Source organism: Microcystis sp. LSC13-02 (assembly GCA_002282935.1).
Classification (GTDB): Bacteria; Cyanobacteriota; Cyanobacteriia; order Cyanobacteriales; family Microcystaceae; genus Microcystis.
Map to the genome: position 1 here is coordinate 1 of MTBT01000164.1, position 10684 is coordinate 10684.

Consider the following 10684-nt stretch of genomic DNA (forward strand, 5'->3'; position numbering starts at 1 on the left):
GTGTCAGACTTAAGCAATTAAGCGTTTTTCGGTGAAGCGTCAACCCCGTTCAGCGACCACCCTAAAAAAGTGGCGTGGTGAGGAATCGCCGCCGTAAAACGGACGGCGAGGATGTCAATCTTTTCTCTTTTTCCCTTTTCCGGCGATTTTTTTTATCGCTCATAGTACATATAGACTATTCTTGATACTGTAGAAGAGAACTCTCTAACCCTTTTTCTCTTTTTTCCCTTTTTACCCTCATTCCCTATTTTTTCTCTTTTCCTTTCTTTCCTGCCCTTAGGCGGGTCGATTTTTTTGAGAAAATGGCGTTAATATTAAATTTTATACTAAATCTGGTTATTAAAGACTGATTATTTATTCCCTTTTTGCCTTTTGCATGAGTAGAAAACGGGTTTCTCGGAGAAACCCGTTTTCTGTGCGTTACTCAACGGATTTAAAAATTAGGTAAAACCCTACACTCAGCCCCCACGAAAAACTTTTTCAGCATACCCTAAATACTGGCTTTCTCTCTTTAACGGCTGATTCTGTGAAGTTGCTCCAGAAGTTGATCAAGAATGTCTTCCATCTCTTCCGGGCTTCTGCCCATCCTGACCGGTCCGCGCAGAAACTCTTTAACCGTTATCTTTTTATCGCGGAAGTCCCGGACAAAATTATAGATTTTTTCGGTGGATTGAACTTGTAATTTCATCTCCTCTAGCATTTGCTCAATCGGGTCGATGCCATCCTTCTCACAAGCGCGACTGGCCCTCACCATCTCGCCTTCCGGGGTATTTCGCACCGATCGCAGTTCTCTTTTCAGGTTCTCGTATTGCTTTTTGAGTAGTTCGTTATTGGTTTCAACCCTCTCGCACTGTCGTTTAAGGTCGCTTTCCGATGAGCCTTCAACCTCGAAAGAGTCTCCCATTTGATGCTGTCGTTCGATTTCGAGCAGTCTGGCAATATCTCCCTCTTTATAGGCGCGGTTGACCTCCTTCATAATCTCGTTGTGACGCATCCGAGTTTCGGGGTCTGTAACCTTGTCGGGGTGAAAAATCTCAGCCATTCTCAGGAAAGTGCGGCGTATTTGTCTAGATTCAGGAGATTTAGGCGAGCTTTCAGGTGATGTCTCTGCTCCATCATCGTGACGGCCATAGGAGTCTCCCCCAGAGAAGAAATCCTGCGCGGATTGCTCTGATGATCCTTCTGGTTCTTCGTCTCCGAAAAGTTCGTCCAGTTCTTCATCTCCATCCTCAAATTTCGGGCTAATCACCCCCGTTAACTGAAGTGTCTGGTAAATTCCGAGAATCCTTTCTTTTGTCTGCTGCCCCAATTTTCTAGCAGTGAGGATTTCGTCAAAAAGGGCGTGTATTTCGCGGTCGAGGTCGGTAAGTTTTTGATAGAGGGGTTGCCCTCTCTGAAAAATCTCCGTCGCCAGGGAACGCATCTGGTCGAGGAATTTCTTCAGTTCGTTGCGCTTTCTGCCAATCTGCTTGAGGAGCCACTGATGCTCCTCCTCTAAAGCTTGGAGACGAAAATGTAGGGAAGAGAGCGCCAAGGAAGGTGAGGTGGGCGAATCAGAGGAGTTCGGTGATTTCGGCTTTTTAGATCTGGTCATTACTTTGGGGTGAAAGCATATTGTCCATTCTACCAAGCCGGAAGGATCCGCATTCCTAAAACTCACCCTTGGCTCATTTTATTGTTTCTCCCCACTTCCCCACTTCCCCACTTCCCCACTTCCCCCACCTCCCCACTTCCCCACTTCCCCAACCTCCCCACTTCCCCCACTTCCCCAACCTCCCCACTTCCCACTTCCCCAACCTCCCCACTTCCTCACTTCCCCAACCTCCCCCACTTCCCCACTTCCCCCACTTCCCATCACCCCAAGTCCACAGACAGGCTTAAGTGCCTAGAAACTAGATATATCAATGGTCTTAATTAATTCTTATCAATCGAATTAAATTTTTGTAAATAAAATTCTCGATCGGATTAATTATTTTTTCCAAATTCCGCTAGACTTATTTAGTAAGTTCAATTGAGACTCAATATTCCATAGCTAAATTTCTATAGCACGGGCTAGAGGGAAAGTTTAGCGAGGGATTCCTTTCCCCATAATTCAGCACACATATTTGCTTTAGCAGCAGGCAGGAGAATTCCATGTCCAATTTTTCGAGACGGAAATTTTTAACCACGGCGGCAGTTTCAGCGGCAGGGGCTGTTGTCCTCAAAGGTTGTCTGGGTAATCCCCCCGACAGTACGGGTGGAACTGCCAGCACTACACCCGCTTCCCCGGTTGCTTCTCCCGTCGCCATCGCCCCCGAACAAGCTCCTGAAACCACCAAAATTAAATTAGGTTATATTCCTATCGTTGAGGCCGCACCTTTAATTATTGCCAAGGAAAAAGGCTTTTTCGCTAAACACGGGATGCCCGATGTGGAAGTCTCCAAACAAGCAAACTGGGGATCCGCTAGGGATAACGTCGAAATTGGTGCAGATGCGGGCGGAATTGACGGGGGACAGTGGCAAATGCCCATGCCTTACCTAATTTCCGAGGGACTAATCACCAAAAATAACGTTAAAGTCCCCATGTATGTGTTAGCGCAGTTAAACACCCAGGGTAACGGAATTGCGATCGCAGGTAAACACGAGGGCAAAAATATCGGTTTAGACCTGAAACCCGCCAAAGATTACATCCTCGGCATGAAAACGACGGGAACTCCCTTCAAAGCCGCCTATACTTTCCCGAAAGCTAACCAAGACTTCTGGATTCGTTACTGGTTAGCCGCCGGTGGTATTAACCCCGATACGGATGTTAACCTAATTGCGGTTCCTGCCGCCCAAACCGTGGCCAACATGAAAACGGGAACCATGGATGCGTTTAGTACCGGCGATCCTTGGCCGGCGCGAATTGTGGCTGATCAGATCGGTTTTATGTCAGCTTTAACCGCAGAAATCTGGCCCTATCACCCGGAAGAATACCTCGCTATCCGCGCCGATTGGGTGGATAAAAACCCGAAAGCCACCAAAGCGGTGTTAAAAGCAGTCATGGAAGCGCAGCAATGGCTAGATCAAGAGGCAAATCGAGCAGAAGCGGCGGCAATTCTCGCTAAACCGGCTTATTTCAACCTCAAAGAAGAACTTATCGCCGGTCCCCTCAAAGGAATACAGAAAATGGGTGACGGTAAACCGGAAATCACCGACAAAAATAAAGGGGTTTTCTACTGGAAAGATCCTGCTGGTAGCGTTTCCTATCCCTACAAGAGTCATGATCTCTGGTTTTTAACCGAAAGTGTTCGTTGGGGTTTCTTGCCGAAAGAAACTTTAACCACTGCCTCAGCATTAATCGACAAAGTTAACCGCGAGGATCTTTGGAAAGCGGCAGCTACAGAATTAGGAGTTGCCGCAGCCGATATTCCCACCAGTACCTCCCGCGGTGTCGAAAAATTCTTTGATGGCAAAACTTTTGACCCCGCTAATCCCCAAGCTTATCTCGATAGTTTGGAGATCAAAAAATAGCGAGTTTTTCCTGGTAGGCTAGGGTCATAAAATATCTAGTCTATTAATCCCAAAAGTGTTTTCTTCTCTCCCCAATCAAGTAACTTTATCTTCAACAAAGGAAAACGGCAAAATGGCAAGTAGTGTCAGCAGAAAAAGTAACGGTGGTTTCAACTTCGGTAAATTCTGGAAAAAGCATTCCCAAGATATTCTTCCCCCTATTATCGGTACCTTGGGTTTTCTGATTGTTTGGCAATTAGTTTCGATGCTGGGATTAATCAAATTACCCCCCCCATCCGACCTAATCACCAATGAACGGACTCGTACTTATTTAATGTATCCTTTCTTTGATCGTGGAGGTATTGATAAGGGACTATTCTGGCAAACTTTAGCGAGTCTGCAACGGGTATTAATCGGTTATTTTTTTGCCGCAGTGGTGGGTATTGGAGTGGGGATTATGGTCGGTTTAAATTCTTTCTTAAATAAGGCACTCGATCCCCTTTTTCAATTCCTGAGAACAGTTCCTCCTCTCGCTTGGGTTCCCCTATCTTTGGCCGCTTTACAACAAAACCAACCCGCGGCTTTATTCGTTATCTTTATTACCGCAGTTTGGCCGATTTTGATCAATACTACCGTCGGTGTCCAACAAATTCCCCAAGACTATATCAACGTTAAACAAGTCTTGCAATTGTCCAGCAAAAAATTCTTCTTCAAGATATTAATTCCCTCGGCACTTCCCTACATCTTCACTGGTTTGAGAATTGCGATCGGTTTAGCTTGGTTAGCGATTATCGCCGCTGAAATTGTTATGTCGGGTATCGTCGGTATCGGTTTCTTTATCTGGGATGCCTACCAAAATAACTACATCAGTGATATTATTCTCGCGCTGTTTTATATCGGTGGTGTGGGTTTATTACTCGATCGCTTTATGGCTTGGTTGCAAAATCAAATCGTTCGTCAATAGGGGATAAATGGGGAAAATTTCCCCATTTATAAATAACTGAAACTTGAGGAAATTTAAGGAGAGAAAACTATGAGTTTGTTTGTCGCTGTCGATAACATTGATAAGGTCTTCCCCCTCAGTGGTGGCGGTGAATATGTGGCCTTGAAAGGGATTAATTTACAGATCAAAAAAGGGGAATTTATCTCCCTCATCGGTCACTCTGGTTGCGGAAAATCTACCCTCTTAAACATGATCGCCGGTTTAGACTTGCCCACGGAAGGAGTGGTGACTTTGCAAGGTCAAAGCATTAAAAAACCAGGGCCAGATCGCATGGTAGTCTTCCAAAACTATTCCCTTTTGCCCTGGTTAACCGTCAAAGAAAATATCACTCTGGCCGTCGATCAAGTTCTCGCCCAACTATCAGAAACCGAAAGAAAAGCCGAAGTCGAAAAATATATCGATCTGGTCAATCTTCGTCATGCAGTGGATAAACGTCCCAACGAATTATCGGGGGGGATGAAACAACGGGTAGCGATCGCTCGCGCCCTAGCCATCCGTCCGAAAGTGCTACTTTTAGACGAACCCTTTGGCGCGTTAGATGCCCTGACTAGAGGTAATCTACAGGAACAGTTAATGCAGCTGTGCGAAGAATACGAAATGACCTCGGTAATGGTGACGCACGATGTGGATGAAGCGGTGTTATTATCCGATCGCATCGTCATGCTCACCAACGGTCCTGGCTCAAAAATTGGCGGTATTTTGGAAGTAGATATCCCCCGTCCCCGCAAACGCATGGAAGTGGTAGAACACCCCAGTTACTACAGTCTCCGGAGCGAAATTATCTATTTCCTCAACCAACAAAAACGGATCAAAAAACTGCGCGCTCGCAAGGTCGAAGTTATTGCCCGTCACGGTTTAGAAAAAGTCAATCTAGAAATCGGTTTTGTTCCCCTCACCGCTTGCGCTCCCCTAGCAGTGGCCAAAGAAAAGGGATTCTTCACTAAACATGGTCTAGATGAGGTGAATTTAGTCCGGGAAACCAGTTGGCGAGGCATTGTGGACGGGATCGCGGGGGGATTCCTCGACGGGGCGCAAATGCCATCAGGAATGCCCACCTGGTTAACCGTCGGTGGTTATCAGGATCAACCTTTGCCGATTGTCAGCGCCCTGACTATGACTCGTAACGGTAACGGTGTCACCCTCGCTAAACGCTTCTATGACGAGGGAGTGATTGACGGTAATGCTTTAAAACAGATGCTATTGGAATCCCGGGAGCAGCGCCATATTTTTGGCATGGTTCACCCCTCCTCCATGCACAATTTGCTCCTGCGTTACTGGTTAGCAGCCTCTGGTATTGACCCGGATAAAGATGTTCACCTCGAAACTATTCCCCCGGCCCAAATGGTAGCTGACCTGAAAACCGGCAGTATTGACGGTTACTGTGTCGGTGAACCCTGGAATCTACGGGCCGCCATGGAAGGTATCGGTTACACCGTCGCTACCGACTTAGAAATCTGGCAGGGCCACCCGGGTAAGGCCCTGGGAGTCCGGGAAGATTGGGCCAATAAATACCCTAATACCCATGTCGCTTTAGTCAAAGCACTGCTGGAAGGTTGTCGCTACTGTGCCGAGGAAGGGAATCAGGAAGAAATTCGTCAAATCCTCGCCAGTCGTCAGTACCTTAGTACCAATATCGATTATATCCAACTGGGTGATCCCAACTCCTACGCGTGCAGTCTCGATCAACCGATGAAAGAATATGCACACCATCTGTTCTATGGAGAAGGGGTAAATCGTCCCAGTCGTACCGAACACCTCTGGATGATGACCCAAATGGCGCGCTGGGGCCACATTCCTTTCCCCCGTAACTGGGTAGAAATTCTCGAACGCGTCTGTCGGGTGGGTGTCTTTAGTACCGCGGTCCGGGAATTGGGTCTAGGGGATATTAAATATCGTCGCACACCGATCCTTTTATTCGATGGTATCGAGTTTGATGCCGAGGATCCGATCGGTTATCTCAATAGTTTAGAGATCAAACAAAACATCACCATGGCCGAAGTGGCTATTGATGCTCGTCCTACTGCGGTGGAACCCCGTAAAATCGCCTAACCAGAGGTAAAAGGGGAGAAAATCTCCCCTTTTACCTCTAAAATATGATCCCATTGGATTAAGCCCTGCAACTCTGCCACTTTCTACCTGTCTTTCGACTTTTTAGCGACTATAATTATGTACACCACTACCGACACAATTAACCGAGCAACCCAGACCCCCACTAAAGAAGCTTTTGTCACCATTGAAGGAGTTTCTAAGGTTTACCCCACTCCTAGAGGCCCCTACACCGTCCTCAAGGACGTTAATCTCAGCATCAATGAAGGTGAATTTATCTGCGTGATCGGTCACTCTGGTTGCGGTAAATCGACTCTGTTAGATATGGTGTCGGGTTTCAAATCTCCCACCGATGGCATTGTTAAAGTTAACGGTAAGAAAATTACTAAACCCGGGCCCGATCGCATGGTAGTGTTTCAAAACTATGCTTTACTGCCTTGGTTAACAGTTTTTGAAAATGTCTATCTCGCGGTAGATGCGGTGTCTCCCAATGCCCCGGAAGCGCAAAAACGCTCGATCGTGCGCGAACATTTAGCTATGGTGGGTTTAACCGAAGCTATGGATAAAACCCCTCCCCAAATCTCCGGGGGGATGAAACAACGGGTTTCGATCGCTCGCGCTCTTTCTATCCGTCCCGAAGTGTTGATTCTTGATGAACCTTTCGGCGCTTTGGATGCGATTACCAAAGAGGAATTACAGGAAGAATTGCTGAAAATCTGGCAAGATAAACGCTGTACGGTGTTGATGATTACCCACGATATCGATGAGGCTCTTTTCCTCGCTGATAAGCTGGTAATGATGACCAATGGACCGGAAGCGAAAATCGGCGAAGTGATGAATATTCATTTCCCCCGTCCCCGCGATCGGGAGAGAATTATGGAGGATCCTGAATATTATCGTCTGCGTAACTATGCCCTCGACTTCCTCTATAATCGTTTCGCTCACGATGATGTTAGCTAGATGTGAGCATTTGTATTAGTTTGGGGTGCGGTTGACTTAATAGCGATCGCACCTAGACTTTTTTTCTAGGGAAGCCTTCTTAAAGTAAAATTATTTCTAAGTAGGGTTTGCTGAATAAATCTAAAAACCTTGTTGGGTAAGACTTTTAGACTTTTTGTCAATCAAAAAGTACCAGGCATGGGAGTGGTCGGGGGGAAAATTCAGGGACTTTTTCCCCGAAAATTAGGTAATTGACCCTCTGAAAACGGGTAAAACCCCACACCCCAACCCCCAACCCCCACACCCCAACCCCCAACCCCCAACCCCCAACCCCCACCGAAAAACTTTTTCAGCAGACCCTAAATAGAAGAATTAGCAATCAAATACAATAATAATTTTTACTTTTTACTTAATTGATCATGCTCAAACAGATACGGAAACTACTTATCAATTTCGGTCAACAATGGCGCGATGAAAATTTCATGAGGTCGATTCATACCATTGAAAACCTAGTTTCTAAGGTTTTATCCGTAGCCTTAATTGTTGTTATTCTTGTTTCTCTTTATGATCTAGTAGTTATCCTAATCAAAGATTTATTTACTAGGGAACCCATCGGTTTTTTTAGCAAAACTTTAATTGAAATCTTCGGTTTATTTCTCAATATTTTGATCGCCTTAGAGTTATTAGAAAACGTCACTGCTTACTTAAGAAAACACATCGTACAGGTTGAATTAGTCGTAGTTACTGCCCTGATTGCCATCTCTCGAAAAATTATTATTTTTGATCCCAATAAATACAGTAAAGATGATTTAATTGCCCTCACCGTGGGAACCTTAGCTTTAGCGGCAAGTTATTGGTTAATCAGAAAAGTTAATCGCGATAATCGCCCTTGAAGTAGTTATTAAGTACCCAGACAGAATTAATCACACCAAATTCGATTATTAAAGACTGATTATCTATTGCAAGAGTGCCTATTTCCTATCCTGATATGTAGCCTATACTCAACGGATTTAGTATTAACTTTGTCCAATTACTGATTAGGGAAAGGGGTAGATTTAGAAAACCTAACCCTTCCAAATATTTACTCGACTCTGGAAATATTACCCGCTTTAATCCAACCTTCGCGACCATCGGACAGACGTATGCGCTGCCATTGGCCATCGCTGCTGGTTCCCACCACACTGACCTTAGTATTATAATCCAGACCGCCGAGACGAGTCGATTCACTGGTAGGTTCAGAGCGCAGACTTAAACCGCTTTGCCATGTCACCCGCGCTTGATAACCCTCGGATGTGGCTTCTCTTTTTCTTGCTTCGGGACTGGGTTTCGGGGAAGCTTTTGGTGCTGGTGCAGCTTTGGGAGACTCCTTCACCTCAGCTTGGGGTTGTTCTTGGACGGGAGTAGTAGGGATGGGTTTAGCAGCTTTTTCCTCCTTAGTTTCCTCTTTTTTCTCCTCGGTAAAGACGGGTTTAGGAGGATTAGAATTCATACCGGAGAGAAGCATATAGGCGACAGCAGTAGCCCCACCGACCAAAATCGCCACTCCCATGACAAAACCGAGCATAAATTGCAATAAACCAGATAAACGCTTCATATTGGTGCTAAATTAACTGCTAGGATTAACATTAAAACGATCATCGCGAGAGGCTAGACGAGCTTTACCCGACTTAGCCCAATCCTGTAGAAATTGAATCTGTTCTTGGGCAGTGCGAGCTAGGGGGATAATCTGACTAGCGGCCTCAAGCACATCATCGGTGCTAAAGTCGCGATTTTGACTAAAACCGATGTGCATCGCTTCCACGATGGTTTGTTCGATTTCTGCCCCCGAAAAATCGGGAGTTTCGTAGGCTAATCGCTTTATATCATAACTTTTCAGGTTATGAGGCCGAACTTTCCCTAAATGAACGCTAAAAATCTCCTCGCGGGACTTTTGGCTAGGTAGTCCGACAAAAAATATCTCATCGAAGCGTCCTTTTCGCAACATTTCCGGGGGCAAAGATTGGATGTTATTAGCTGTAGCGACGACAAAAACCGGCGATTGTTTCTCGGCTAACCAAGTGATAAAAGTCCCGAAAACCCGGCTGGTGGTTCCCCCGTCGCCTTTTCCCTCCGCTCCGGCGAAAGCTTTATCGATTTCGTCTATCCACAGCACACAGGGAGCTAAAGCTTCGGCGAGATTAATCATCTGACGGGTACGCGATTCCGATTCTCCCACCAATCCGCCAAATAAACGCCCCACGTCTAGACGCAGTAGGGGTAAGTGCCAATGATGGGAAATAGCTTTCGCTGTCAGGGATTTACCCGTCCCTTGAATTCCCACCAATAGTAAACCCCGGGGATTGGGTAAACCGTAGGCGCGAGCGCGTTCACTAAAAGCACCACCGCGACGAATCAGCCAATCTTTGAGATTATCTAGGCCGCCGATGTCAGAAATCTGCTCTGTGGCGGGATAAAAGTCCAATATCTGGGTTTGACGAATCGATTGGCGTTTTTCTGCCAAAATTAATTCCACGTCCTCTGGCTCAATTTTGCCGTGACTGGCTAAACATTTGGCTAAAACCCGACGAATTCTCTCTAGGGATAATCCTTGGGCAGAAAGCACTAATTCATCGAGGAGTGGTTCTTTGAGGGGTTGTCCGGTGGCAGCGATTAATCGCTGGATTTCCTGTTTAATTTCTTCGCCACTGGGGAGGGGAAAATCGACGACGGTGATTACTTCGGTTAGATCCGAGGGGATAGACAGTTCGGGAGCGACGATAATTAGGTTTTTGGGCTGAGATTTCAGGGAACGGGCCAGATTTCGCAATTTTCTGGCGATGGAAATATCTTCTAGAAAGCGCTGGAAATCCCGTAAAATTATGATTGCGGCGATGTTAGGCGGCAGCTTTTCGACGAATTCAAGAGCTTGGAGGGGATTACGCCGAGCAAAGTTCTCGTTATTGGGATTATCTTGATAACCATCCACGAAATCCCAGACATAGACAGCACGGTTATTGCTCTGTTTGGCAATATCGGCGATCGCTTTTTCGAGACGTTCTTCTTCTAGGGTGGTAACATAGATGAGAGGATAACGGGCCCGCAGCAGTAATTCAAATTCTTCACCAAAGCTCATAGCTATTCGTCTATAGTTTTTGCTATTTAGGGTCTGCTGAATAATGGTAAAACCCTTTTAAAATAAAGCTTTTGACCTGTTAAAGTCCGATGTTAGTGCAAGAAAATAGGATT

General features: G+C 45.9%; 8 protein-coding genes. 5 read left to right on the forward strand and 3 right to left on the reverse strand.

Annotation, left to right across the window (positions count from 1 at the left end):
• Positions 1-511: 511 nt before the first annotated feature.
• Positions 512-1594 carry a molecular chaperone DnaJ gene (locus BGL89_RS09880; protein ID WP_286825570.1) on the reverse strand — a complete coding sequence of 361 codons (1083 nt, stop codon included), beginning with the start codon at positions 1592-1594 and terminating at the stop codon, positions 512-514.
• 539 nt (positions 1595-2133) lie between these two features.
• Here BGL89_RS09880 and BGL89_RS09885 point away from each other — a divergent pair.
• From BGL89_RS09885 to BGL89_RS09905, 5 genes are all read left to right on the forward strand, one after another.
• Positions 2134-3492, forward strand: coding sequence for a CmpA/NrtA family ABC transporter substrate-binding protein (locus tag BGL89_RS09885; protein WP_286825571.1), 1359 nt, complete (start codon positions 2134-2136; stop codon positions 3490-3492).
• A gap of 112 nt (positions 3493-3604) precedes the next feature.
• Positions 3605-4435, forward strand: a complete 831-nt coding sequence (ntrB, locus tag BGL89_RS09890) for a nitrate ABC transporter permease (protein ID WP_286825572.1) — start codon at positions 3605-3607, stop codon at positions 4433-4435.
• A 69-nt stretch (positions 4436-4504) separates the two neighbouring features.
• Positions 4505-6523 carry an ABC transporter ATP-binding/substrate-binding protein gene (locus BGL89_RS09895; protein WP_286825573.1) on the forward strand — a complete coding sequence of 673 codons (2019 nt, stop codon included), beginning with the start codon at positions 4505-4507 and terminating at the stop codon, positions 6521-6523.
• 117 nt (positions 6524-6640) lie between these two features.
• Positions 6641-7480 (forward strand): nitrate ABC transporter ATP-binding protein, encoded by an 840-nt coding sequence (locus BGL89_RS09900; protein WP_286825574.1) that lies wholly within the window; start codon positions 6641-6643, stop codon positions 7478-7480.
• A 398-nt stretch (positions 7481-7878) separates the two neighbouring features.
• Entirely contained in the window at positions 7879-8352 is a 474-nt protein-coding gene (locus BGL89_RS09905; RefSeq protein ID WP_286825575.1) for a phosphate-starvation-inducible PsiE family protein, read from the forward strand.
• 188 nt (positions 8353-8540) lie between these two features.
• Here BGL89_RS09905 and BGL89_RS09910 read toward each other — a convergent pair whose 3' ends face one another.
• Entirely contained in the window at positions 8541-9053 is a 513-nt protein-coding gene (locus tag BGL89_RS09910) for an SH3 domain-containing protein (RefSeq protein ID WP_286825576.1), read from the reverse strand.
• Between the two features lie 12 nt (positions 9054-9065).
• Positions 9066-10571, reverse strand: coding sequence for a Ycf46 family AAA ATPase (locus BGL89_RS09915; RefSeq protein WP_286825577.1), 1506 nt, complete (start codon positions 10569-10571; stop codon positions 9066-9068).
• Between the last annotated feature and the right edge of the window lie 113 nt (positions 10572-10684).

Bases quoted from the DNA above. Each gene is read 5' to 3' on its own strand.
- BGL89_RS09880 (WP_286825570.1), bottom strand. From the start codon at position 1,594: ATGACCAGATCTAAAAAGCCGAAATCACCGAACTCCTCTGATTCGCCC.
- BGL89_RS09885 (WP_286825571.1), top strand. From the start codon at position 2,134: ATGTCCAATTTTTCGAGACGGAAATTTTTAACCACGGCGGCAGTTTCA.
- ntrB (WP_286825572.1), top strand. From the start codon at position 3,605: ATGGCAAGTAGTGTCAGCAGAAAAAGTAACGGTGGTTTCAACTTCGGT.
- BGL89_RS09895 (WP_286825573.1), top strand. From the start codon at position 4,505: ATGAGTTTGTTTGTCGCTGTCGATAACATTGATAAGGTCTTCCCCCTC.
- BGL89_RS09900 (WP_286825574.1), top strand. From the start codon at position 6,641: ATGTACACCACTACCGACACAATTAACCGAGCAACCCAGACCCCCACT.
- BGL89_RS09905 (WP_286825575.1), top strand. From the start codon at position 7,879: ATGCTCAAACAGATACGGAAACTACTTATCAATTTCGGTCAACAATGG.
- BGL89_RS09910 (WP_286825576.1), bottom strand. From the start codon at position 9,053: ATGAAGCGTTTATCTGGTTTATTGCAATTTATGCTCGGTTTTGTCATG.
- BGL89_RS09915 (WP_286825577.1), bottom strand. From the start codon at position 10,571: ATGAGCTTTGGTGAAGAATTTGAATTACTGCTGCGGGCCCGTTATCCT.